Origin of the sequence: Streptomyces sp. NPDC050416 (assembly GCF_044458845.1) — a bacterium.
Lineage (GTDB): Bacteria > Actinomycetota > Actinomycetes > Streptomycetales > Streptomycetaceae > Streptomyces.
On record NZ_JBITII010000005.1, the window covers coordinates 158309 to 180264 of the forward strand.

At 71.6% G+C, this 21956-nt stretch carries 22 protein-coding genes and 1 pseudogene; 9 read left to right on the plus strand and 14 right to left on the minus strand.

The window, feature by feature from the left end:
* Positions 1 to 10: 10 nt before the first annotated feature.
* The gene (locus ACIBL4_RS17365; protein WP_356924875.1) at positions 11 to 424 is read left to right on the plus strand and encodes a zinc ribbon domain-containing protein; all 414 of its coding nucleotides are present in this window, start codon (positions 11 to 13) and stop codon (positions 422 to 424) included.
* 12 nt (positions 425 to 436) lie between these two features.
* Here the strand turns inward: ACIBL4_RS17365 and ACIBL4_RS17370 are convergent, their stop codons facing one another.
* From ACIBL4_RS17370 to ACIBL4_RS17380, 3 genes are all read right to left on the minus strand, one after another.
* On the minus strand, positions 437 to 1780 hold the full coding sequence (locus tag ACIBL4_RS17370; RefSeq protein ID WP_399410830.1) for a Gfo/Idh/MocA family protein: 1344 nt from the start codon (positions 1778 to 1780) through the stop codon (positions 437 to 439).
* 334 nt (positions 1781 to 2114) lie between these two features.
* Positions 2115 to 2501, minus strand: a complete 387-nt coding sequence (locus ACIBL4_RS17375; RefSeq protein WP_399410832.1) for a PPOX class F420-dependent oxidoreductase — start codon at positions 2499 to 2501, stop codon at positions 2115 to 2117.
* 45 nt (positions 2502 to 2546) lie between these two features.
* Positions 2547 to 3725 (minus strand): MalY/PatB family protein, encoded by a 1179-nt coding sequence (locus ACIBL4_RS17380; protein WP_399410834.1) that lies wholly within the window; start codon positions 3723 to 3725, stop codon positions 2547 to 2549.
* A gap of 24 nt (positions 3726 to 3749) precedes the next feature.
* Here ACIBL4_RS17380 and ACIBL4_RS17385 point away from each other — a divergent pair, with 24 nt between their 5' ends.
* Both ACIBL4_RS17385 and ACIBL4_RS17390 read left to right on the plus strand, forming a co-directional pair.
* Complete coding sequence (locus tag ACIBL4_RS17385) at positions 3750 to 4778, plus strand: hypothetical protein (RefSeq protein WP_399410837.1); 1029 nt, start codon at positions 3750 to 3752, stop codon at positions 4776 to 4778.
* A gap of 116 nt (positions 4779 to 4894) precedes the next feature.
* The gene (locus tag ACIBL4_RS17390) at positions 4895 to 6244 is read left to right on the plus strand and encodes a S1 family peptidase (protein WP_399410839.1); all 1350 of its coding nucleotides are present in this window, start codon (positions 4895 to 4897) and stop codon (positions 6242 to 6244) included.
* A 37-nt stretch (positions 6245 to 6281) separates the two neighbouring features.
* Here ACIBL4_RS17390 and ACIBL4_RS17395 read toward each other — a convergent pair whose 3' ends face one another.
* The 3 genes from ACIBL4_RS17395 to ACIBL4_RS17405 all read right to left on the minus strand — a co-directional run bounded on the left by ACIBL4_RS17395 (position 6282) and on the right by ACIBL4_RS17405 (position 8609).
* Positions 6282 to 7106: an EamA family transporter gene (locus tag ACIBL4_RS17395; RefSeq protein WP_399410841.1), complete on the minus strand. Its 825-nt coding sequence runs from the start codon at positions 7104 to 7106 to the stop codon at positions 6282 to 6284.
* A 56-nt stretch (positions 7107 to 7162) separates the two neighbouring features.
* Positions 7163 to 7348: a hypothetical protein gene (locus tag ACIBL4_RS17400; protein WP_399410843.1), complete on the minus strand. Its 186-nt coding sequence runs from the start codon at positions 7346 to 7348 to the stop codon at positions 7163 to 7165.
* Between the two features lie 100 nt (positions 7349 to 7448).
* Positions 7449 to 8609, minus strand: a complete 1161-nt coding sequence (locus ACIBL4_RS17405; protein ID WP_399410845.1) for an ROK family protein — start codon at positions 8607 to 8609, stop codon at positions 7449 to 7451.
* A gap of 171 nt (positions 8610 to 8780) precedes the next feature.
* Between ACIBL4_RS17405 and ACIBL4_RS17410 the strand changes: the two genes are divergently transcribed.
* From ACIBL4_RS17410 to ACIBL4_RS17425, 4 genes are read left to right on the plus strand one after another with little or no spacing between them, the layout of a single operon-like run.
* Positions 8781 to 9746 carry a carbohydrate ABC transporter permease gene (locus ACIBL4_RS17410; RefSeq protein ID WP_399410847.1) on the plus strand — a complete coding sequence of 322 codons (966 nt, stop codon included), beginning with the start codon at positions 8781 to 8783 and terminating at the stop codon, positions 9744 to 9746.
* A gap of 18 nt (positions 9747 to 9764) precedes the next feature.
* A complete protein-coding gene (locus ACIBL4_RS17415) occupies positions 9765 to 10688 on the plus strand; it encodes a carbohydrate ABC transporter permease (protein ID WP_399410849.1) in 924 nt (307 codons plus the stop codon).
* Between the two features lie 10 nt (positions 10689 to 10698).
* A complete protein-coding gene (locus ACIBL4_RS17420; protein ID WP_399410851.1) occupies positions 10699 to 12048 on the plus strand; it encodes an ABC transporter substrate-binding protein in 1350 nt (449 codons plus the stop codon).
* 31 nt (positions 12049 to 12079) lie between these two features.
* Positions 12080 to 13279 carry a Gfo/Idh/MocA family protein gene (locus ACIBL4_RS17425; protein WP_399410853.1) on the plus strand — a complete coding sequence of 400 codons (1200 nt, stop codon included), beginning with the start codon at positions 12080 to 12082 and terminating at the stop codon, positions 13277 to 13279.
* 27 nt (positions 13280 to 13306) lie between these two features.
* On the opposite strand, the gene ACIBL4_RS17430 is transcribed toward ACIBL4_RS17425, so the two are convergent.
* From ACIBL4_RS17430 to ACIBL4_RS17445, 4 genes are all read right to left on the minus strand, one after another.
* The gene (locus ACIBL4_RS17430) at positions 13307 to 14002 is read right to left on the minus strand and encodes a L,D-transpeptidase family protein (protein ID WP_399410855.1); all 696 of its coding nucleotides are present in this window, start codon (positions 14000 to 14002) and stop codon (positions 13307 to 13309) included.
* Positions 14003 to 14178: 176 nt separating this feature from the next.
* Positions 14179 to 15093, minus strand: coding sequence for an SDR family oxidoreductase (locus tag ACIBL4_RS17435; RefSeq protein WP_399410857.1), 915 nt, complete (start codon positions 15091 to 15093; stop codon positions 14179 to 14181).
* Between the two features lie 90 nt (positions 15094 to 15183).
* A complete protein-coding gene (locus ACIBL4_RS17440) occupies positions 15184 to 15813 on the minus strand; it encodes an MBL fold metallo-hydrolase (protein WP_399410858.1) in 630 nt (209 codons plus the stop codon).
* Positions 15813 to 16898, minus strand: coding sequence for an S-(hydroxymethyl)mycothiol dehydrogenase (locus tag ACIBL4_RS17445; protein WP_399410860.1), 1086 nt, complete (start codon positions 16896 to 16898; stop codon positions 15813 to 15815). The genes ACIBL4_RS17440 and ACIBL4_RS17445 overlap by 1 nt, the downstream gene beginning before the upstream one ends.
* A 182-nt stretch (positions 16899 to 17080) precedes the next feature.
* Between ACIBL4_RS17445 and ACIBL4_RS17450 the strand changes: the two genes are divergently transcribed.
* Positions 17081 to 18835, plus strand: a complete 1755-nt coding sequence (locus ACIBL4_RS17450; protein ID WP_399410862.1) for an ABC transporter ATP-binding protein — start codon at positions 17081 to 17083, stop codon at positions 18833 to 18835.
* Between the two features lie 59 nt (positions 18836 to 18894).
* On the opposite strand, the pseudogene ACIBL4_RS17455 reads toward ACIBL4_RS17450, so the two are convergent.
* Positions 18895 to 19176: pseudogene (locus ACIBL4_RS17455) on the minus strand (hypothetical protein).
* 183 nt (positions 19177 to 19359) lie between these two features.
* On the opposite strand from ACIBL4_RS17455, the gene ACIBL4_RS17460 reads away from it, so the two are divergent.
* A complete protein-coding gene (locus tag ACIBL4_RS17460; protein WP_399410864.1) occupies positions 19360 to 19725 on the plus strand; it encodes a nuclear transport factor 2 family protein in 366 nt (121 codons plus the stop codon).
* Positions 19726 to 19749: 24 nt separating this feature from the next.
* Here ACIBL4_RS17460 and ACIBL4_RS17465 read toward each other — a convergent pair whose 3' ends face one another.
* The 3 genes from ACIBL4_RS17465 to ACIBL4_RS17475 form a co-directional block, all read right to left on the minus strand.
* Entirely contained in the window at positions 19750 to 20748 is a 999-nt protein-coding gene (locus ACIBL4_RS17465) for a CU044_5270 family protein (protein WP_399410866.1), read from the minus strand.
* Complete coding sequence (locus ACIBL4_RS17470; protein ID WP_399410868.1) at positions 20741 to 20908, minus strand: hypothetical protein; 168 nt, start codon at positions 20906 to 20908, stop codon at positions 20741 to 20743. The genes ACIBL4_RS17465 and ACIBL4_RS17470 overlap by 8 nt, the downstream gene beginning before the upstream one ends.
* Before the next feature lie 479 nt (positions 20909 to 21387).
* On the minus strand, positions 21388 to 21948 hold the full coding sequence (locus tag ACIBL4_RS17475; RefSeq protein WP_399410870.1) for an RNA polymerase sigma factor: 561 nt from the start codon (positions 21946 to 21948) through the stop codon (positions 21388 to 21390).
* Positions 21949 to 21956: the final 8 nt, after the last annotated feature.

The window sequence follows — 21956 nt, forward strand, 5'->3', positions numbered from 1 at the left end:
GTTGACCAGCGTGTACCACCACTCAGGAACCGTCACTCAGCAGGCAGCCGGCTCCCCGACGGGTCTGCTCGACCCGAAGGGCCCGGACACCGAGGCCATCCTCTACCAGCGCTGCACCTGGTGCGGCACCGCGATGTACCACCGGGTGCTGTGTCCGGTCTGCCGCGGCAGCGAGCTGCGGACGGAGCGCAGCGAGGGCACGGGCACGGTGCGTCACTCGACGGTGGTGCACCGCAACACGCCCGCGGCGCGCAACGTGTCCCTGATCGAGATGTCCGAGGGGTTCATCGTCCGCGGCCGGGTGATGGGCCCGCCCATCGGCATCCACAGCGGGGACCGGGTGCGGCTGTCGACGGCCAAGGACCCGGTACGGGGCGAGCCGGTCTTCCAGCTGCTGGACGAGCCGTACCGGGCCTGGCGCTGACGGGCGGTCCGGTCACCGGATCCCGGGGAGCAGTTCGCCGGTGCGCACCGGCCGTCCCGTCTCGAAGCTGCGGTTGGCCGCGAGACCGACCGCCAGGGCGAGTGCCCCGTCGCGTTCGGTGGCCGTCGGACGGTTCGCCGCCGCGGTGTCCGCCGCGCGGGTGGGGCCGACAGGTCCGAACAGCGCGTCGAGCATGCGCGGGTCGCCGCCGCCATGGGCCTCGTGGGCGACCATGAGCGGCACGTCCACCGGGGGCCGCCACAGCGGGCGCAGGGTGAGGCGGGCGCCGCCCGCGTGCTCCGCCGCCGTGTCCCCGTGCACGGCCCCCGCTGCCGAGGTGACCCGGGTCAGGGGCTGCTGCCAGCGGCTCTCCTCGACCTCCAGTTCCAGCCGGCCCGCGCTGCCGTTGAACATCACCCGGTAGCCCTCCCACGGGGAGTAGGCGGTCAGGTGGTACGTCATCGTCGCGCCGCGCGCGTAGCGCACGAGGACGGACATGTCGTCCTCGATGGTGATCGGCCCGTCGAAGACGTTCCGGTCGCGCAGGTAGCCGTCGTCGCGTTCGGCGTCCAGGTAGAGGGCGCGCAGGGTGCCGTCGGCCGCGAGGTCCAGGGCGAAAGGGTCGTCGGCGGCCCGGTCGGCGCCGTGGGCGCGGTCGTAGTCCCGGCGCAGTCCGTGCCGCTCCCCCGCCTCGCGGCCGTAGAAGCCGAGCCGCCCGTAGCCGAAGGCCTCCCGGGGCTCGTCGGCGAGCCACCAGTTCACCAGGTCGAAGTGGTGCGAGGACTTGTGCACCATCAGGCCGCCGCTGCTGTGCTTCTCGCGGTGCCAGCGGCGGAAGTAGTCGGCGCCGTGCCGTACGTCGAGCAGCCACTCGAAGTGGACCGACAGCACCTCGCCGATCGCGCCCTCGGCGAGCAGGGCGCGGACCTTCTCGTGCACGGGGTTGAAGCGGTAGTTGAAGGCGACGGTCAGACGGTTGCCGGTCTCGCGGACGGTGTCGAGGATGCGGGCGCAGCGCTCGGCGTCGACGGTCATCGGTTTCTCGGTGACGACCCGGCAGCCCGCCTTCAGGGCCGGGACGATGTAGCGGTCGTGCTCGGCGTCGACGGTGGTGACGACGACCTCGTCGATGTCCTCCTCGGCGAGCAGGTCGGTGAAGCGGTCGGGCTCCCACGTGGTGGCGGCCGGCGCGCCGGTCTCGGCCAGCAGCCGGTTGTGGAAGGCCATCCGGGTCGGGCTGGGGTCGCACAGCGCGGCCACGAGGTGGCCGGGGCGTTCGGCGAGGCCCCGGGTGAACAGCTGGGCCCGGTGGCCCGTGCCGACGACGGCTGCGCGCAGGACGGGAGTTCGGCTCATGACAGGTGGTCTGTCCCGGGGACGGGCCGTCCACTCCCCCGGCGCGGAAAGCGCTTGCCGGAAGGGCGTGCCGAAGCGGCAGTCAGCGCGACGGGGTGCGGGGCCGAAGCCGGGGAAGGCGGGGCAGGGGGCGTGCGGCGAAACCGAGGACAGCCCGACAGGGCACGTGCGGCAAACCCGGGACAGCCCGACAGGGCACGTGCGGCGAAGTCGGGGTCGCGTACGGCATCGTCTCGTGCGGCGTCACCGCGGGCGGGGCGGGCAGACCGGGTGGGGAATCCCGCGCGCCGACGCCGGGGTCAGCGCGGGAAGGCGCGTGCCCGAGCCGGGGTCATCAGCGCGTCAGCGTGAGGCGGATGCCCACCGTGCCGTCGAGACCCCGGCGCAGCCGGCTGCCGAGCAGGGTGAGTCGGCCGGTGATGCCGTACTTGCGGGCGATCAGCTGCCGGTAGCGGGCGGTGGTCGCCGCGTCGCAGATCTCCGCCGTCGCGGGCAGCTGCTCGCCGGTGGGGTTGCCGCGCAGGTCGCAGGGGCCGACCAGGACGTCGGCGCGGTTGCGGATCCGCTTGACCTTCCAGGAGTCGGCCGGCGTCCAGGCGCCGAGCGCGTTCCCGTCGCGCACCACCCAGACCGGGGTGGCGACCGGCGTACCGTTCCTGCGGTAGCTGGTGATCAGCAGGTACTTGCCCGCGCCCAGGTCGTCAAGCGCACTGTCGTCCATGGCGGGCAGTCTACGAGCGCGTCCCGCGCGGCGTGCCCCCGGCTTTCAGTGCAGCGCGGCGGCCATTCTCCGTACCGCCTCCCCGATCACCTCGGGCGAGGTCGCCAGGTTGAAGCGGACGTGCCCGGCGCCGCCCGTGCCGAAGGGGAGGCCGGAGTTGAGGGCCACCCGGCCGCGGTGCAGGAAGGTGTCCGCCGGGTCGTCGCCGAGGCCGAGCGCGCGGCAGTCGAGCCAGGCGAGGTAGGTGGCGTCGCCCGGGCGGTAGCGGATCTGGGGCAGCTGCTCGGCCAGCAGGTCCGCGAGCAGCCGCCGGTTGGCGTCGAGGCCGGACAGCAGGGCGTCCAGCCAGGCGTCGCCGTCGCGTAGGGCGGCGGTGTGGGCGATGACGCCGATGTGGCTCGGGCCATGCCCGACCTCCTCGGGCATCCGGGCCAGGTCGGCGCCGGCGCCGGGCCCGGCGATGGCGAGGGCGGCCTTGAGCCCGGCCAGGTTCCACGCCTTCGAGGCGGACATCAGCGACAGTCCGCGCTCGGCGCCGGGCACGCTGAGGTACGGCACGAAGTCGGTGCGGCCGACCACGAGCGGCGCGTGGATCTCGTCGGCGACGACGCGGACGCCGTACCGCTCGGCGAGTGCGGCGACGGCGGACAGCTCCTCGGCCGTGTGCACGGTGCCGGTCGGGTTGTGGGGGCTGCACAGCAGGTAGGCGGCCCGTCCTCCGCCCGCGACCACCTGGCGGAAGGTCTCCTCCAGGAAGCCGAGGTCGATGCGCCCGTCCGCGCCGAGCGGGGCCTGGACCACGCGCCGGTCCATGTGCTCGACGAACTGGTAGAACGGCGGGTACACCGGCGGGTTCACGACCACCGCGTCTCCCTGTCCGGTGACCAGCTTGAGCATCTCGACGACGCCGAGCATGACGTCGGGCACGACCGCGGTGCGTTCCACGGCGAGCCCGTCCCAGTCCCACCGCTTCTCGGCGAAGGCGGCCAGCGCCTCCGCGTACGCCGTGCCGGCGGGGTAGCCGGTGTCGCCGAGGCGGAGCGCGTCGGTGACGGCGCGTACGACGGGTTCGGCCAGCGGCACGTCCATCTCGGCCACCCAGACCGGCAGTACGTCCTCCGGATAGGTGCGCCACTTCATGCTCGTACGGCGGCGGAGCTGGTCGGGAGTGAGAGCCTGCAGGGGATTCGGTTCACCGGACGTCTCGTGCGGGATCCTGGTCATGGGCACACGATAGGGGGCCGTGCAGTGAGCGGGAATCGTGAGGACGGGGAGCGGGGAGGGGCCGAGGGCCCGTTCCTGGAGATCGCCTGCGACGAGTCCGGGTCGGACGGCGAGAACCTCACCGGCGGGAACACGGACGTGTTCGCGCACGCCAGCATGTCGCTGTCCATGGCGTCGGCGGCGGCGGCCGTGCGGGAGATCCGGGACCGGATCCGCTCGCCGGCCGAGGAGTACAAGGCGAACCACCTGCTGCGGGAGAAGCACCGCGCGGTGCTGGAGTGGCTGCTCGCGCCCGACGGGCCGATCCACGGGCGGGCGCGGGTGCATCTGATGGAGAAGTCCTTCTTCGTGGTGGACCGGGCCGTCGGTCTGCTGCTGGGCGACCCGGGCGCGGCCGTCGCCCTGTTCCGCGAGGGCCGCCGGGCCTTCGGGGAGGACGACTGGCGGGCGTTCCTGGAGGCGGCCAACCAACTGCTGCGGGTCCGTCACAACGGCGAGCCGGGCACTCCCGTGGAGGTCTTCTACGGCACGGTCGACGCCCTGCGGCGGGCCCGGCCGGATGCGGACGCGACAGCGATCCTGGAGCGGCTGGCCGCGACCCGGGCCCGCGCGGTGTCCTATCGGGCGGCGTTCCTGGACGGGCCGCCCCTGATCCCGGTGCTCAACCCGCTGCTTCCGGCGATCGTCCGGACGGCCGCGCTGTGGAGCGGCGAAGGGCGGCCGGTCCGTCTGGTGCACGACCGGCAGAACATGCTGACGCCGGACCGCATCGCCTGGATCGAGGAGACGGCCCGGCGGGCGGGGGTCGGCCTGGCCGGGCTGCGGCTGGTCGTCGCGCGCGAGGACGCGCGCGTGCAGGTGGCGGACTTCCTCGCCGGGATCGCCCGCAAGATCGCCTCCGACGAGCTCAACGGACGCGGGGACCCGGCCCTCACCGCCCTGCTGCGGCCCTACGTCGACCCGGCCTCGGTCTGGGGCGACGTGCGCAGCCGGGCCCTGCTCGCCGCCCCGGCGGACCTGGGTCCGACCGTTCCCGCCGCCGGCCGGCGGTGAAGAGATCACGCGAGCGCTGAACACGGCACGGCTGCGCCCCGTATGGGAAGAGGGCACTCGACTCAAGGAGTGCCCCGCGGTGTTCACACCGTGATGTTCGGGTTCGGGAGCCATGCATGAGGCACGCACGACGACGGGTCGTCCGGCGAGTGACACGGCTGGCGGCCGTCGGCGGACTCCTCCTCGGAGGAACGATGGTCACACGCGCCGTGGCGAGCGAGCCCCCCGACCCGTCGATCGGCGTCCCGTACTCCGCGCGGCCGGCCACGAGCATGGGCACCGATCTCGTGTCCCGGCTCGGCACCTCCCGCACGGCGGGCAGCTGGGTCGACTCCGCGGGCCGGCCGGTCGTCGCGGTCACGGACGAGAAGGCGGCCGACGAGGTCGAGCGGGCCGGTGCGCGGGCGAAGATGGTGCGCCACAGCATGAGCGACCTCAAGTCGGCCACGAAGACGCTGCGTTCGGCGCCCCGGGTGCCCGGTACCGCCTGGGCCCTGGACTACAAGAGCAACGAGGTGGTGGTCCGGGGCGACAGCACCGTCTCCGCCTCCGACTGGTCGCGGCTGACCGACGTCGCGGAGAGCATCGGCGGCTTCGTGCGCATGGAGCGCACCGAGGGCACATTCACGACGCGGGTCAACGGCGCGCAGCCGATCCTGTCGACCGCCGGGCGCTGTTCGGCGGGCTTCAACGTGACCGACGGGACGACCGACTACATCCTCACGGCCGGGCACTGCGGGCCCGACGGTTCCGTCTGGTTCGCCGACGACCGGGGCCGGGAGCAGGTCGGCTCGTCGCTCAAGGGGAGCTTCCCGGGCGACGACTACTCCCTGGTGAAGTACGACAGCGGCCGCGCGGGCGAGGGTGCGGACGTCGTGGCGGTCGGTGACGGCAAGGGTGTGCGGATCACGGGCGTGGCCGATGCCGAGGTCGGGCAGAAGATCTTCCGCAGCGGCAGCACGAGCGGACTGCGCCAAGGGGAGGTGACCGCGCTGAACGCGACGGTCAACTACCCCGAGGGCACGGTCACCGGCCTCATCGAGACGAACGTGTGCGCCGAACCCGGCGACAGCGGCGGCCCGATGTTCGCCGACGGCGTCGCGCTCGGTGTGACGTCGGGCGGCAGCGGGGACTGCACGGCGGGCGGTACGACGTTCTTCCAGCCGGTGACGAAGGCGCTGACCGAGCTGGGCGTCAAGCTGATCGTGGCCAAGCAGGCCGGTGCCGGCACCGGCGCCTCTCCCGCGCCGTCGGCCTCGCAGGGCGCCGCCTCGCCCGGCTCGTCGGCGCCGGTCTCGGGTGAGGACGTGTCGGGCCTGCTGACCCGTCTCACCGACCCGCGCAACGTCGGCCCCGGCCTGCTCGTCATCGCGGGCAGCCTCGTCGCCCTGGTGGCGACCCGGTGGATCCGCGCGGAGCAGGACCGCAAGGCGTATCGGCAGTACTACTCGGCTACTTGGGGATGATGCGCGTGCGTGCGGCCGGAGCCGGCGGGTGTCCCGCTCAGCCCAGCGTGAGCAGTACCGTCGCCGCCCCCGCTCCCAGCAGCCCCAGCGCCTGACGCCGGCTGATCCGCTCGTGCAGGAGGGCGAGGCCGAGGATGACGGGCAGGGCGGGGTAGAGGGACGCGAGGACGACGGCGACGGCGAGCAACTGGCGGTGCGCGGCGAGCAGATACAGCACGAGGCCGAGGGCCGCGCCGGCCCCGATGAGGAGGGCCTGGACGCAGCGGCCCGGCGGCAGCTTCAGCCGGCGGGCATGGCGGGCGGCGTCCGGCAGGAGGACGAGGACCGCGGCGACACGGCCCGCGGCGACGGGCCACAGCCCGCTCGCGGAGGCCGCCTGCCCGAGGGCGAGGTACTGCACGGCCACGCCCGCGCTGGCGAGGAGTCCGTCCGCCGTACCCTTGCCCGCGCTGCCTCCGCCTCCGGAGACGAACCACAGCGCGGGCACCGTGACGGCGATGCCCAGCCAGGCCATGGCCCCGGGGCGGTCGCCGAGGACGAGCACCCCGCACAGCACCGACAGCGCGACACCGGTGACGGCGCTCACGGGCACCACGACACTCATCGCGCCGCGGCTCAGCCCGCGGTTGAGGAACCGCATGGCGACGCCGCTGCCGACGCCGGACAGCGCGCCCCACAGCAGGTCGGCGGTGTGGACGGTGTCGGCGGGGATGAGGAGCGCGGCGGCGCAGGCGAGCAGCAGGCCGCCGAGCTGGCCGAAGAAGGTGACGGCGGCATGATGGATGTGCCGGGACAGCAGGCCGCCGGCGAAGTCGACGATGCCGTAGACGACGGCCGAGGAAAGTGCGAGAAGGGCACCCATTGGATCAGGGGTGCCCTAAGACGAGGGTCCGATGCGTCAGCGGACCTGGCTGACGCTCAGGCCGCGGGCGCGGACTGCGGGGCCGCGGCGGCCCACTCCAGGACGAGCCGCTGGTATTCCTCGCGCTGCTCGACGCTCAGTGTCCCGCCCGACCGGCGCCACAGGGCCCGGATCTCCTCGTTGACCTCGTCAGCCGTTCGCTGGGAAGAGGTTTCAACAGTGGTGGACATGGTGTGAAGCATACGTCGCCGCAGGTGAAGACGATGTGAGTAATCGTGAGGTAAACGGTAATTCCGGACAGTGTCGCTGATCACGTCCATCTCCCAGTAAACGTGAGCCTGTTCACACTTCGGCCGATCCCAGCACCAGCACCTTGATGGCCAGCACGGCCGCGCCGCGCGCCCAGTCGTGAAAATCGGACACCTTCGTCTCCAGTTCGACCGGGGCGGCCAGGGGATGCCGGTTATCGCGGACGGTGTCCTCGACCGTCTTGCCGGCCACGTCCATCAGCCCGACCCCCTCCCCCGCGAGCAGGATCTTCTGCGGCATCACGAAGTTGGAGATCTGCGCGACGAGCGTGCCCAGCGCCCGGGCCGCCTCGTCGACGACCCGGGCGGGCATCGGGTCCCCGGCGGCGGCCGCCGCGAGGATCTCCTCGTAGGTCCGGTCGCGGCCGGTGGCGGCCTGGACCTGGTAGCGGATGTTGGGGATGGTCAGCAGCGAGACGGCACTGCCGCGCCGGCCGTCCGGGGTGAGCGGGCCGTTGGGGTCGACGATCCAGTGCCGGCCGAAGCCGCGGTCCTCCTCGGCGTAGGCCACGCGCTTGCCGCCCAGGACGAGCCCGTAGCCGATGCCGGCGCCGATGGTGAGGACGACGAAGCGGTCCAGGCCGCGTCCGGCGCCGAACCAGGTCTCGGCCTCGACCAGGGCGGCGACGTCGTTCTCCACGACCACGGGCAGCCCGGTGCGCTCCTCGACGAGGTCGGCCAGGGGCACGTCCCGCCACAGCAGGAAGGGCGACTCCCCGACGACGGCGCGGTCCTGGACGAAACCGCCGACCCCGATACCGATCCCGGCGAGCCGGGGGTGGTCGCGGATCAGCTCGGCGGTCATCTCCCCGAGCACGTCGGCGACTTCGGCGGGGTCGTGGGTGGTGAGCGGGCGGTCGTGGCGGGCGACGATGTCGCTTCTGAGCGTGGTGACGACGCCGTAGACCATGTCCTCGGTGATCTTGAAGCCTAGGAAGGACCAGGAGTCGGCGACGACGTCCAGCGGCGTCGAGGGGCGGCCCTGGCGCGCTTCCGCAGGCACTCCCGCCTCGGCCACCTCGACCAGCAGGCCGGACTCGATGAGCGGCTTGGTCAGCCGGGTGAGGCTGCCGGCCGACAGTCCCAGCCTGCGGGCGAGTTCGGTGCGCGACAGCGGTCCGTGCACGAGCACCTCGATGGCTACCGAGCGCTCCCCCGGGCTCAGCGGCGGCCAGCTGGCGATGCCTGCGGTCATGTCCGTGCGACTCCCCTCACCCTTTTCTTTCGCACTGAAACCAACACGACCACTCTAGGGCGATGATGGTTCCTGCGAAAAGATGTTTGCACCCCTCTTGACGCAGCAATTGTTTCGCACCAAAAGTAAGTCCCGCCAGAGGACGAGCCGCCGCAGCGAGGGAGTCTCCCGATGACCATCGCCTCCAGCAGCCCTCCGTCGCGTCTGCCCGTGGGCGGCGCGGCGGAGGCCCACAGCAAGCCCAGGACCCGACGGAACGACGTGGGCGAGAACCGGGGTGACGGACGGCTGGCCGCGCTCTTCATCGCGCCGGCGCTGCTCGGCTTCGTCGTCTTCCTGCTCTGGCCGACGCTCCGGGGCATCTACCTGAGCTTCACCCGCTTCAACCTGCTGACACCGGCGGAGTGGGTGGGCTTGGACAACTACGTCCGCATGGTCAACGACCCCATCTTCTGGGACTCGTTGACAGTCACCGTCGAGTACGTCGTCATCAACATCGGCGTGCAGACGGTCGCGGCGCTCGCCATCGCCGTCCTCCTCCAGCGGCTGACCCAGTCGGCGATGCTGCGCGGCATCGTGCTCACGCCGTACCTGATGTCGAACGTCGTCGCGGGTCTGGTCTGGCTCTGGATCCTCGACACCCAGCTCGGCATCGGCAACGAGATCATCAGCGCCCTCGGCGTCGACCGCATCCCGTTCCTCGCCGACGAGACCTGGGCGATCCCGACGATCGCGCTCATCAACGTGTGGCGGCACGTCGGGTACACCGCGCTGCTGCTGTTCGCCGGTCTCCAGGCGATCCCGGGCGACATGTACGAGGCGGCCCGGGTGGACGGCGCGAGCGAGTGGCGGATGTTCTGGCGGATCACCATGCCGCTGCTGCGGCCGGTGCTCGCGGTCGTGCTGATCATGACGGTGATCGGGTCGTTCCAGGTGTTCGACACCGTCGCCGTGACCACCGCGGGCGGTCCGGCGAACGCGACCAACGTGCTCCAGTACTACATCTACGGCTCGGCCTTCGGGCGCTTCCAGTTCGGCTACGCCTCGGCCATGTCCGTCGCCCTGCTGGTCGTGCTGAGCGCGATCACCGTCCTCCAGTACCGGCTCACCCGGGCCGGCCGGACCGACCTCGGCTGACGGAAGGAAGACACCGGTATGGCTGCCGTGACGACAACGACGTCGACGACCCTGCGACCGGTCCGGCGCAGGTTCCCCTTCGGGCGGGCCGCCGCCTGGACCGTGATGGGGCTGATCGTCCTCATCACCCTGCTGCCGTTCTACTGGATCCTGCGCACCGCGCTGTCCACGAACGCGGGGCTCAACGCGGATCCGACCAACCCCCTGCCCGTGGACCTCACCACGAGCGGCTTCGAACGCGCCCTGGGCATGCAGTCGGCCGAGGAGGCCGTCAAACAGGGCGGGGCCGGCGGCGGGCTCGACTTCTGGCGCTATCTGCTCAACTCGGTGCTGGTCTCGACCCTGATCACCGGCTGTCAGCTGTTCTTCTCCGCGATGGCGGCGTACGCCTTCTCGCGGCTGCGCTGGCGCGGGAGGGACAAGGTGTTCGGCCTGTTCCTGGCCGGGATGATGGTGCCCACCATCTTCACCCTGCTGCCGAACTTCGTGCTCATCAAGCAACTGCACCTGGTGGACACGCTCCTCGGCATCGCGCTGCCCACCATGTTCATGACGCCGTTCGCGGTGTTCTTCCTGCGGCAGTTCTTCATGAACATCCCGCAGGAGGTCGAGGAGGCCGCGCTGCTGGACGGCGCCGGGAAGATCAAGATTTTCTTCCGGGTGGTGCTGCCGATGGCGTCCACGCCGATCGTCACGCTGGGCGTGCTGACGTACATCACCTCCTGGAACGACTACTTCTGGCCGCTGATGGTCTCCTACAGCGACAGCTCGCGGGTGCTGACCGTGGCGCTGGCGATCTTCCGGGCGCAGACCCCGGCGACCGGCGTCGACTGGTCCGGGCTCATGGCGGCGACGCTGATCGCCGCGCTGCCGATGCTGGTGCTGTTCGCCTGCTTCGCGCGCCGCATCGTCAGTTCCATCGGCTTCACCGGGATCAAGTAAGGGGACTGTGATGCGAATTCGTCTGCGTACGCTCGTCGCGGCAACCGGCGCGCTGGCGCTGTCCCTGGTCAGCGGATGCGCACAGGGCGGTCCCGCCGGATCCTCCGCGCACACGGTCACCTACTGGCTGTGGGACGCCAACCAGCTGCCCGCCTACCAGGCCTGTGCCAAGGGGTTCGAGAAGGAGAACCCCGGACTGAACGTCAAGATCACCCAGTTGGGCTGGAGCGACTACTGGACCAAGCTCACCGCCGGGTTCATCGCCGGCACCCAGCCGGACGTGTTCACCGACCACATCCAGAACTTCGGCCAGTACGCCGACCTGAAGGTCCTGGAACCGCTCGACGACCTCGGCATCGAGAACTCCGACTACCAGCCGGGCCTCGCGGCCAACTGGATCGGGAAGGACGGCCACCGCTACGGCGCCCCGAAGGACTGGGACACCGTCGCGCTGTTCTACAACTCGAAGATGACGAAGGACGCGGGCCTCACCGCCGAGCAGCTGAACAACCTCGCCTGGAACCCGGAGGACGGCGGCACCTTCGAGAAGGCCATCGCCCACCTCACGATCGACAACAACGGCAAGCGGGGCGACGAGCCGGGCTTCGACAAGAACAACGTCAAGGTCTATGGCATGGCCTCCAACGGCGGCGGCTTCGGCGACGGCCAGACCCAGTGGAGCAACTTCGCAGCCTCCGCCGGGTGGAGCTACCTGGACAAGCCGCGCTGGGGCACGAAGTACCAGTACGACAGCAAGACCTTCCAGTCGGTCATCCAGTGGTACTTCGGCCTGGCGAAGAAGGGCTACATGCCGCCGCTGTCCGACTACAACGTCCAGTCCAACCAGGCGAACACGCAGGTCGCGGCGGGCAAGGCCGCCACCGCGTTCGACGGGGCCTGGATGATCTCCACGTACGCGGGCTTCAAGGGCCGGGACATCAAGACCGCCCTGACGCCGGTCGGCCCGACCGGCAAGCGCGCCACGATGATGAACGGCCTCGCCGACTCCGTCACCAAGGCCTCCGAGAACAAGGCGGGCGCCAAGAAGTGGGTGGCGTATCTGGCCTCCGACAAGTGCCAGAAGGTCGTCGGCGGTTACGGCGTCGTGTTCCCCGCGACGAAGGCCGGGACCGAGGCCGCGGTCGCCGCGTACCGGAAGAAGGGCATCGACGTCTCGTCGTTCACGAAGCCCGTGGCCGACAAGAAGAACTTCCGGACCTTCTCCTACCCGATCGCCAGCTACTCGGCGGACATGACGGCACTGATGGCGCCGGCGATGGAGGACATCTACGGCAACGGCAAGCCGGTCAGCAGCCTCGACCAGACCAACGAGCAGATCAACCTGATCCTCTCGCAGTGATCACCACCGACCAGTGAAGGGCACGCCTTACATGACGTTCTCCATCGGCATCGTCGGCGCCGGACAGTTCTCGGGCCAGTTCGCCACGCTGTTCCAGGCCCACCCCGGCGTCAGCGCCGTCTACGTCACCGACCTGCTGCCCGAGCGGGCCGAGCAACTCGCCACCGCCCAGGGGCTGACGGGCACCTTCCCGTCGTACCAGGCCATGCTGGAATCGGAGGACGTCGACGCCGTCGCGATCTTCACCCAGCGCTGGACGCACGGGCCGCTGGTACTCCAGGGCCTCAACGCCGGCAAGCACGTGTACTCCGCCGTCCCCATGGCGATCAGCACGGAGGAGATCGCCGCGATCATCGACACGGTCAAGGCCACCGGGCTGACGTACATGATGGGCGAGACCAGCGAGTACAACCCGGCGACGGTCCACGCCCGCAACCAGATCGCCGAGGGCGCCTTCGGGCGGCTGTTCTACGCCGAGGGCGACTACGTCCACGACATGGACCTGGGGTTCTACGAGGCCTACCAGTACAGCGGCGGCGAGAACTGGAAGGCCACCGCCAGCTATCCCCCGCTGCTGTACCCGACGCACGCGGTCGGCGGGGTGCTGGGCGCCTGGCGGACGCACGCGGTCAGCGTGTCGGCGATCGGTGTCGTCGACGACCGGGGCGACGGCGTCTTCGACAAGGAGGTCAGCCAGTTCGACAACGACTTCTCCAACGCCACGGCGCTGTTCGAGGTCGCGGGCGGCGGCTCGTTCCGTACGAACGAGTTCCGGCGGGTCGGCTACCCCTCGCACATACGGGAGTCGCGTTTCCGCTTCTTCGGCACCGAGGCGAGCATGGAGCAGCTCGCCACGGTGGCCCTGTGGCAGGACAAGCAGGGCGTGAAGGACATCAGCGAACTGCTGGAGCCCAAGCCCACCATGGCGCCCGACGACCCGTCCCTCCAGCACATCGCGCCCGAGCTGCGGGCCGCGTTCACCTCCGGGTCGGCTCCCGTGCACGACCGTGCGCGGCTGCCCAGGGAGTTCGACAACCTCCACAACGGCCACGAGGGCAGCCACCACTTCCTGGTGGACGACTTCGTGACCGCCGTCAACACGCGCAGCCTGCCGTCGGTGAACGCGTGGGTGGCCGCCCGCTACACCCTGCCGGGCATCATCGCGCACGAGTCCGCGCGGCAGGGCGGGGTACGGCTGGAGATCCCGGACTTCGGGGACGCGCCGCAGTAAGGGGCAGGTCCGAGCCGGGTGCCTGGATCAGGTGCCCGGCTTGCGGCCGTAGACGAAGACGTCGTCGTTCTTCTTCAGCAGCGACCAGTACTTCTTCGCGTCGGTCTTGGTCATGTTGACGCAGCCGTGCGAGCCCGGCGGGTTCCACATGCTGACGCCGACCGAGTGGAAGGCCTGGCCGCCGTCGAAGAACTGGCTGTAGGGCATCGGCACGTCGTAGATCGACGAGACGTGGTCGATGTCCCGCCAGTAGATCTTCTTCAGGCCGGTGCGGGTCTCGTAGCCGTCGCGGCCCGTGCGGACCGGGACGGGGCCGTAGACGAGCTTCTTGCCGTCCTGGATCCAGCTCAGCTGGAGGCTCAGGTTCACGCAGGCGATCCGGCCCTTGTTCACCGGGCACTTGCCGTCCTTGTTCGGGTTGTTCCCGACGGCCTTCTGCTTCTGCATCAGGTCCATCACACCCCAGGTGACGGGCCCGGCGTAGCCGGCGTTCGGGGAGATGCCGTGCTTGGTCTGGAAGGCCTGGATCGCCTTGCAGTCGGCGGCGGACTGCTTGCCGTCGACCGGGCGGCCGAGGAACTTCTCCACCTGCTTCTGGTACGGGCCGGTCTTCGCGGTGCAGCTCGCGGCCGCGGCCGGCGTGGCGCCGAGCGCGAGCGTGAGCGGTGCCACCAGTCCGGTGATCCCGAGTACGACGGCACCCCGTCTGCGTACGTCCCCCATGGTTGGTCCTGCCCTTTCGCGGAAGTGGTCACATGGTCTGCGATCCCTGCCAGCTAGACGGGCGTACGGGGGGTCGGGTTGTGCGGGCTCTCTGCCTGGGACGAAACGGTGACATACCTCACCGGGCGGCGGCGCCGCCCGGTGACCGGCAGATGAGGCGGGGGCGCGCCCGTGTTTCAGCGGTAGCCGGTCGTGTCGGCCGGCTTGCCCGCGTCCTGGACCTCGACGAGGTAGCGCCAGGCGTCCGGGCGGCTGCCGTCGAGGTCGGTGAAGCCGTAGACCTGGGCGAGGCCGCCGCTGGAGAGGGAGCGGCCGTTCCAGCGCGCCACGTCCGGGTCGGCGGCGAGCGCCGCGACGGCCCGGCCCACGTAGCGCGGGGTCTCCGAGATGGCGAAGTGGGGGACGCGCTCCAGGGCGTCGCGCCAGTTGTCCTCGCGTACCCCGAATTCGTCCAGCATGAGTTCCGAGCGCAGCCAGCCGGGGGTGAGGGCGACGGCGGTGGCGCCGCGCGGGCCGAGTTCGTGGCCGAGGGCGAAGGCCATGCGCAGGACGGACGTCTTGGCGAGGTCGTAGAAGAAGTTCACCCGGTAGTTGTCGGCGTTGTAGTCGGCGGTGCCGTCGGTGACCTCGACGACCAGGCCGCCGGGGTTGCGCAGCAGCAGGGGCAGGGCATGGTGGCTGGTGATGGCGTGCGTCTCGACCGCGAGTCTGAGCAGGCGCAGGCCGTTGTCGAGGTCGTGCTCCCAGAGCGGGGTGTCCCACTCGAAGAGCTTCTCGCCGCCCCAGATGTCGTTGACCAGGACGTCGAGGCGGCCCTGTTCGTCCGCGATGCGGTCCACGAGGGCGCGGACCTGCGCCGGGTCGAGGTGGTCGGTGGGTACGGCGATGCCCTGCCCGCCCGCCTCGGTGACCAGGTCGGCGGTGTCCTCGATGGTCTCGGGCCGGTCGTACTCCGAGCGGCGGGTGCGCGTGCTGCGTCCGGTGACGTAGACGGTGGCGCCTGCCGCTCCGAGCTCCACCGCCATACCCCGTCCGGCGCCCCTGGTCGCACCGGCGACCAGTGCGACCTTGCCCTTCAGCGGAACTGACATGTCCGGCCTCCCGTTGCCGTGAACGCGTGATGGTTCGAGGGTGCCGGGGAAGCCGGACATCTTCTGTCGCCTTTTGCGCGCGACACGCGGTCAGTGGCCGCGGGTGATCCACTCCTGGAGGTGCGGGGCCTCCGCCCCGATGGTCGTGGAGTCTCCGTGGCCGGTGAGGACCTTCGTCCCGGGCGGCAGCGTGAGCAGGCGGTCGCGGATCGAGTCGATGATCGTCGGGAAGTGCGAGAAGGACCGGCCGGTGGCGCCGGGACCGCCCTGGAAGAGGGTGTCCCCGGTGAAGACGGTGGCGAGCCCGGGGTCGTACAGGCACACCGCGCCGGGCGCGTGCCCGGGGGTGTGCAGGACCCGCAGGTCGGCGCCGCCGGCCTCGATCACCTGGCCGTCGACCAGCCAGGCGTCGGGCTCGCGGTCCGGGTGGGTCTGCTTCCACAGCGGCAGATCGCCGCGGTGCAGCCAGATGGTGGCCCCGGTGCGCTCGGCGAGGGCGGGGGCGGCGTCGATGTGGTCGTTGTGGGCGTGGGTGCACACGATGGCCGTGAGCCTGCGGTCTCCGACGGCCTCGGCGATGGTGTCGGCGTCGTGCGCGGCGTCGATGACGATCGCCTCGTGGTCGTCGCCGACGATCCAGACGTTGTTGTCGACGTCCCAGGTGCCGCCGTCGAGGCTGAACTGCCCGGAGGTGACGAGGTGTTCGACGCGCGGGGCCATCACAGCACCACCACCGAGCGCAGCACGTCGCCGTGGTGCATCCGCTCGAACGCCTTCTCCACCTCGTCGAGCTGGATGGTCTCGGTGACGAACGCCCCGAGGTCCAGGCGCCCCTGCAGATGCAGGTCGATCAGCATGGGGAAGTCGCGGGAGGGCAGACAGTCGCCGTACCAGGAGGACTTCAGCGCGCCGCCGCGCCCGAAGACGTCCAGCAGCGGCAGTTCGAGCTTCATCTCGGGGGTGGGCACGCCGACCAGGACGACCGTGCCGGCGAGGTCGCGGGCGTAGAAGGCCTGCTTGTACGTCTCCGGGCGGCCGACGGCTTCGATGACGACGTCGGCGCCGAAGCCGCCGGTGAGGTCGCGGATCGCCTCGACCGGGTCGGTCTCGCGCGAGTTGACGGTGTGGGTGGCGCCCATGGTCCGGGCGGTCTCCAGCTTGCGGTCGTCGATGTGGACGGCGATGATCCTCGCCGCTCCGGCGAGGCGCGAGCCGGCGACGGCCGCGTCGCCGACGCCGCCGCAGCCGATGACGGCGACCGTGTCGCCCCGGCCGACGTTTCCGGTGTTGATCGCGGCACCGATGCCGGCCATCACGCCGCAGCCGAGCAGCCCGGCCACCTGCGGGGCGACGGCCGGGTCGACCTTGGTGCACTGCCCGGCCGCGACCAGCGTCTTCTCGGCGAAGGCACCGATACCGAGGGCCGGGGACAACTCGGTGCCGTCGGTGAGGGTCATCTTCTGCCCGGCGTTGTGGGTGTCGAAGCAGTACCAGGGCCGCCCGCGCAGACAGGCGCGGCACTTGCCGCACACCGCACGCCAGTTGAGGATCACGAAGTCACCGGGTTCGACGTCGGTGACGCCGTCGCCGACCGCCTCGACCACGCCCGCGGCCTCGTGGCCGAGCAGGAAGGGGAAGTCGTCGCTGATGCCGCCCTGCTTGTAGTGCAGGTCGGTGTGGCACACCCCGCAGGCCTGGACGCGCACGACCGCCTCCCCCGGGCCGGGATCGGGCACGACGATGGTCTCGATCCGTACCGGCTCGTCCTTGCCGGGTGCGATCACACCGCGTACTTCCTGCGCCATGCTGACTCCTTCGTCGGCCCGGATGCCTTCTTTTCCGACCCTACGCGCGACTGATCGGTAAGGGATGCGGATCAGCCACCCGCGGTGCCGTAACACCAGCTCACGCGCTGCCCGAAAACGCGGGGCACCGTACCCGGCGGGCCCCGTAACCTGACAGCTCCGCCCGACGCCGAGGGAGCGACGTGAGCATCGCAGAGACCGAGACCGGGACACCCGCCTGGCGGCTGCTCCTCGGCTACGTACGGCCGCACCGCCGCTCCCTGATCGCCGGTGCCGTGCTCTCGCTGGTCACCGGGGCGACCGGGCTGATGCTCCCGCTCGTGGCACGGGGCCTGATCGACGATCTGGCGCACGACCGGGCGATCACCGGGGCGCTGCTGGCGATGTCGGCCCTGGTCGTGACCAACGCGGCGGTCGGAGCGCTGGGTTCGTACGTGTTGCAGCGCACCGCCGAGTCGGTGGTGCTCGGTGCGCGGCGCGCCCTGTCGTCGTATCTGCTGCGGTTGCGGATCCCGGCCGTGGACCGCAGCGAACCCGGCGACCTGATGGCCCGCATCACCTCGGACACCACCCTGCTGCGCGCGGTCACCACCGACTCGCTGGTCGGGCTGGGCACGGGCGGACTCACGCTCGTCGCGACGGTGGTGATGATGGGCCTCGTGGAGCCCGTGCTGCTCGGCGTCACGCTGGCCGTGATCGTGGGCGCGGGCGTGATCCTCGGCGTGATCGTGCCGCGCATCAACAAGGCGAGCCGGCAGGCGCAGGACGCGGTGGGTGTCATGGGCGCCTCGCTGGAGCGGATCCTCGGCGCCCTGCGCACCGTGAAGGCGTCCGGTGCCGAGCACCGGGAGGAACGCACGCTGCACGAGGCGGCGCAGGAGTCGTGGCGGCAGAGCGTGCGGGCCGCCAAGTGGTCGGCGGCCGCGGGCAACACGGCGGGGCTCGCCATGCAGATCGCCTTCATCACGGTGCTCGCGGTGGGCGGCGCGCGCGTGGCGACCGGCGCGATCGACGTGGGCACGCTGGTCGCGTTCCTGCTGTTCGTCTTCTATCTGATGTCGCCGATACAGCAGGTCGTCGGCGCCGTCACGCAGTACCAGACGGGCGCCGCGGCCCTCACCCGCATCCAGGAGGCGCTACGGCTGCCCGCCGAGCCGACGGCCGCCGCCGCCCCGCTCTCCACCCCCGGCGCGCGGCCCGCCGCCCTCGCCTTCGACGACGTCCGCTTCCGCTACGCCGACGACCTGCCGTACGTCCACCACGGCGTGACGTTCGCCGTGCCCGCGCAGGGCATGACGGCGTTCGTGGGCCCGTCCGGCGCCGGCAAGACCACCGTCTTCTCGCTGATCGAGCGCTTCTACGAGCCGGAATCCGGAACGATCACGTTCGACGGGCGCGACCTCGCCGACTGGGAGCTGACGCAGCTGCGCGCCGCGATCGGCTACGTGGAGCAGGACGCGCCCGTCCTGTCGGGCTCCCTGCGGGACAACCTGCTGCTGGGCAACCCGGAGGCGGACGACGACGCCGTCGCGCTGGTGCTGAAGACGACCCGTCTCGACGGTCTGATCGCCCGGCTGCCCGCCGGACTCGACACGCTCGTCGGGCATCGTGGCACCAAGCTGTCGGGCGGTGAGCGGCAGCGGGTCGCCATCGCCCGGGCCCTGCTGCGCCGCCCCCGGCTGCTGCTCCTCGACGAGGCGACCTCGCAGCTGGACGCGGTGAACGAGGCGGCGCTGCGCGACACCGTCGCGGACGTGGCCCGTACGACGACGGTCCTGGTGGTGGCGCACCGGCTGTCCACGGTGACGATGGCCGACCGGATCGTGGTGATGGATGCCGGGCGGGTCCGGGCGGTCGGCACGCACCGCGAGCTCGTGACCGCCGACCCGCTCTACGCGGAGCTGGCGGCGACCCAGTTCCTGGCCACGGCCGACTGAGCCACCGGGCATGCGTGAGGGCCGCCCGAGCCGGGCGGCCCTCGTCGCACGCGCTGCCGTCAGGGCCGGACGTTCGGAACGAAGCCGAAGAGCGGCGAGACCAGTCCGACGACCTGGGTTCAGCTGGTTCAGGTCGTTGAGGCGGTTGAGCCCGGCCAGCTGGTTGGAGGGCCGCGGGATCTCGTCCTTGTGCTCGGCGGGGATGTCGCTCACGGTCAGCGTGGCCACCGGGCTGAGCGGCTCCGGGATTCCGCGTCGGCCGCGTTCGCCATCGGCGCGGCAAGGCCGGTGACACCCGCGGCGAGACCAACGGCGGCGACGAAACGTCGTGTTGAGATCAACCGATCGCAACGCGAGCGGGTCCCCGGCGGACACGGGCGGGCGGGCCCCCTCACCCGTCAGGCCCGGCGTCCCGGCTCTCCCTGCCTGCGTTTGCCGAGCTCGCCGGACGGGAGGAGGCTCGACAGGAGAGGCCCCTCGCGGCCCGGTCCCGACCGGGTCGCGGCCCTTCGAAGGAGGTCATCATGGGAACCGCGGCAGACCCCGCCTTCGACAGAGAGACACTGCGCCGGGGCGTGGAGGGACAGAGCCCGGATCTTCTGCTCTCGCTCTACGCGGACGACGCGGATTTCCGCATCGTCGACCACACGACCCAGCCCAGCCACCCCAAGGTCCTGCACGGCCGGGACGAGATCAGCCGGATGCTGGAGGACGTCTACAGCCGCGACATGTCGCACAAGCTGGAGCGGTGCGTGATCGAGGGCGACGCGGCCGCCTACAGCGAGAGCTGCGAGTACGCGGACGGTGTGCGCGTCCTGTCCGAGTCCATGCTCTCGCTGCGGGACGGCAAGATCGCCGAGCAGACGCTCATCCAGGCCTGGGACGAGTAGCGGTTCCGTGCGGCCGAGGTGTGATCAGCGCATCCACGCGCTGTACGACATCACGTCGCCCTTCTTGACGCCGTACTCCGGCTCGGCGGTGGAGAAGGTGGTCTCCAGACCGAGGACGGCGCCGGTGACCGGGTCCATGATCAGCATGTGGTGGGCGCCGGGGCCGTCGTACACGTACGCCTGACCGCGTCGCCCGAGACGGTCGGTCACCTGGCCGACGGGCCGCAGCCCCTCGGTGCCCGCCAGGAGGCGGGCGAGCGTCGCGGTCTCGCGGGCGCCGAGGGTCCAGGTGTCGAGCAGCACCTTGACGGCGTCCAGCAGTTGGGGCGTGGTCAGCGGTGTGTCCGAGTACTGGGCCTCCGTCAGGTAGGCCCGCAGCCGGGCGGGGTCGCGCGGCGGCGGGGATTGGGGCGGGGCGTCGCTCCAGCTCGGCGGATAGGTCTGGTCGCTCAGGACGTGCCCGTCCTCGACGAGGTGCGGCTCGCCGCCCGCGCCGGAGAGGACCGGGCGGCCCGGGTGCCTCGGGTCGGTCGCCACGACCAGTTCCGTGTGGCTTCCGTCGGCCCGCCAGCGCACGATCCGCTCCTCGGGGACGGTGATCGGGGGCTTGTCGTCCGACATGCCCATGCTCCACGTCTGCACGTGCGTACCCTTGCGCAGGCGGGGCGAGCCGTCGGCGGCGGCCTGTTCGGCACGCTGGGCCAGCCGGTCCAGGGGCAGGGGCGTGGAGCCGGTCTGCACCACCAGGGGACGGGGTGCGGCGACCGCCGGGGTGGTGTTCGGGCCGCTCAGTACGAGGGTCAGCGCGAGGGCGGCGACGACGGCCGTGGCGACGAGCCCCCACGCCAGCCGAGGCCGCCCGGCGCCCGGCAGCAGCCGGTCCCGCAGACGGCCGGAGGGCCGCTCCCGCAGCAGCAGCTCCAGCCGCCGCTCGGCCCCGTGGTCCAGGGGACCGTCGCCGAAGTGGGGACCGTCGGACGGCACCGGGTTGGCGCCACGCAGCAGTTCGAGTTCGTCAGCCATGGCCGTGTTCCTTAGGTGCGGTCATGTGGGCGGCGGGCAGGGGGCGCGGGGCATGAGCGCGGGCGCGGCCGGTCGGGGGCGTGGTCAGGCCGCGTGCGGCGCGGCAGGCGGTGGTCCAGGACTGGACGCGTCCGATGCGGTTGGCCACGGGCCAGGTCAAGGGGCGTCCGGCGCGGCCGGCCACGGGCCAGGTCAAGGACCGTCTGGCGCGGCCGGCCACGGGCCAGGACGGGCCGCGTGCGTCGCAATCGATCGCGGTCCCGGACACGGCGCGGCCGACGCAGCCAGCCCCGGTCCCGGATACGGCGCATGCGGCACAACCGGTCGCGGTCCCGGACACGGCACGGGCGACGCAACCAGCCCCAGTCCCGGACACGGCACAGGCGACGCAACCAGCCCCAGTCCCGGACACGGCACGGGCGACGCAACCAGCCCCAGTCCCGGACACGGCACGGGCGGTGCGCGCGGCTCCCGCCGCGGACACGGCGCGGGTGGCGCAGCCGACCGCGGCCCCGGTCAGAAGGCACGCGGCACAACCCGCCCCGGCCCGGAGGAGAGCACGCGCGTTCGCCGCGTCGGTGGGGCGCTGTGGTCGTGGGACGTCGCCCGGGGCGGGCGCCCGCGCGTGGAGGACGTCGGTCATCGCCGGTCCCCCTCGCGCAGTGAGTGTCCCGTCTCCGCCATGTCCGCTGTATCCGACGGCCGCATCCCGACTATCTCGGCTCTGAGGCGGCGGCGAGCCCGGTGCAGCCGCATCGCGGCGGCCCGCTTGCCGCAGCCGAGGGCGACCGCGACGTCCTCGATGCCGAGTTCCTCCCACGCCGTCAGGCGCAGCACCTCCTGGTCGGACGCGGAGAGCCGGGCGAGGGCCTCGTGCACCCAGGCGCCGGGGGTCTCGGTCTCGGGGCCTTCCGCGATGTGCCGCCCGTGCGCGGTGTCGTCGTTGCCGAGCCGGTCGACGAGCCGGCGGCGGCGTCCGTGGCCGCGCACCGCGTTGGCCAGGCAGTTGCGTGCCACGCCGTACAGCCAGGGCAGCGGGGAGGAGGGCAGGTCGGCCCGGCGCCGCCAGGCGACCGTGAACACCTCCGCCACCACTTCCTCCACCTCGCCGGCCCGCCCGTCCAGTCGCCGCGCGACATAGCGGCTGACCGCCCAGTAGTGCTCGCGATAGGCAGCGGCGAAGATCTCGTCGTTGCTCATGTCCCGTT

Coding starts and splice junctions, on each gene's coding strand:
- ACIBL4_RS17370 (WP_399410830.1), bottom strand. CDS start 1,780: ATGAGCCGAACTCCCGTCCTGCGCGCAGCCGTCGTCGGCACGGGCCAC.
- ACIBL4_RS17375 (WP_399410832.1), bottom strand. CDS start 2,501: ATGGACGACAGTGCGCTTGACGACCTGGGCGCGGGCAAGTACCTGCTG.
- ACIBL4_RS17380 (WP_399410834.1), bottom strand. CDS start 3,725: ATGACCAGGATCCCGCACGAGACGTCCGGTGAACCGAATCCCCTGCAG.
- ACIBL4_RS17390 (WP_399410839.1), top strand. CDS start 4,895: ATGAGGCACGCACGACGACGGGTCGTCCGGCGAGTGACACGGCTGGCG.
- ACIBL4_RS17395 (WP_399410841.1), bottom strand. CDS start 7,106: ATGGGTGCCCTTCTCGCACTTTCCTCGGCCGTCGTCTACGGCATCGTC.
- ACIBL4_RS17400 (WP_399410843.1), bottom strand. CDS start 7,348: ATGCTTCACACCATGTCCACCACTGTTGAAACCTCTTCCCAGCGAACG.
- ACIBL4_RS17405 (WP_399410845.1), bottom strand. CDS start 8,609: ATGACCGCAGGCATCGCCAGCTGGCCGCCGCTGAGCCCGGGGGAGCGC.
- ACIBL4_RS17410 (WP_399410847.1), top strand. CDS start 8,781: ATGACCATCGCCTCCAGCAGCCCTCCGTCGCGTCTGCCCGTGGGCGGC.
- ACIBL4_RS17415 (WP_399410849.1), top strand. CDS start 9,765: ATGGCTGCCGTGACGACAACGACGTCGACGACCCTGCGACCGGTCCGG.
- ACIBL4_RS17420 (WP_399410851.1), top strand. CDS start 10,699: ATGCGAATTCGTCTGCGTACGCTCGTCGCGGCAACCGGCGCGCTGGCG.
- ACIBL4_RS17425 (WP_399410853.1), top strand. CDS start 12,080: ATGACGTTCTCCATCGGCATCGTCGGCGCCGGACAGTTCTCGGGCCAG.
- ACIBL4_RS17430 (WP_399410855.1), bottom strand. CDS start 14,002: ATGGGGGACGTACGCAGACGGGGTGCCGTCGTACTCGGGATCACCGGA.
- ACIBL4_RS17435 (WP_399410857.1), bottom strand. CDS start 15,093: ATGTCAGTTCCGCTGAAGGGCAAGGTCGCACTGGTCGCCGGTGCGACC.
- ACIBL4_RS17440 (WP_399410858.1), bottom strand. CDS start 15,813: ATGGCCCCGCGCGTCGAACACCTCGTCACCTCCGGGCAGTTCAGCCTC.
- ACIBL4_RS17445 (WP_399410860.1), bottom strand. CDS start 16,898: ATGGCGCAGGAAGTACGCGGTGTGATCGCACCCGGCAAGGACGAGCCG.
- ACIBL4_RS17460 (WP_399410864.1), top strand. CDS start 19,360: ATGGGAACCGCGGCAGACCCCGCCTTCGACAGAGAGACACTGCGCCGG.
- ACIBL4_RS17465 (WP_399410866.1), bottom strand. CDS start 20,748: ATGGCTGACGAACTCGAACTGCTGCGTGGCGCCAACCCGGTGCCGTCC.
- ACIBL4_RS17475 (WP_399410870.1), bottom strand. CDS start 21,948: ATGAGCAACGACGAGATCTTCGCCGCTGCCTATCGCGAGCACTACTGG.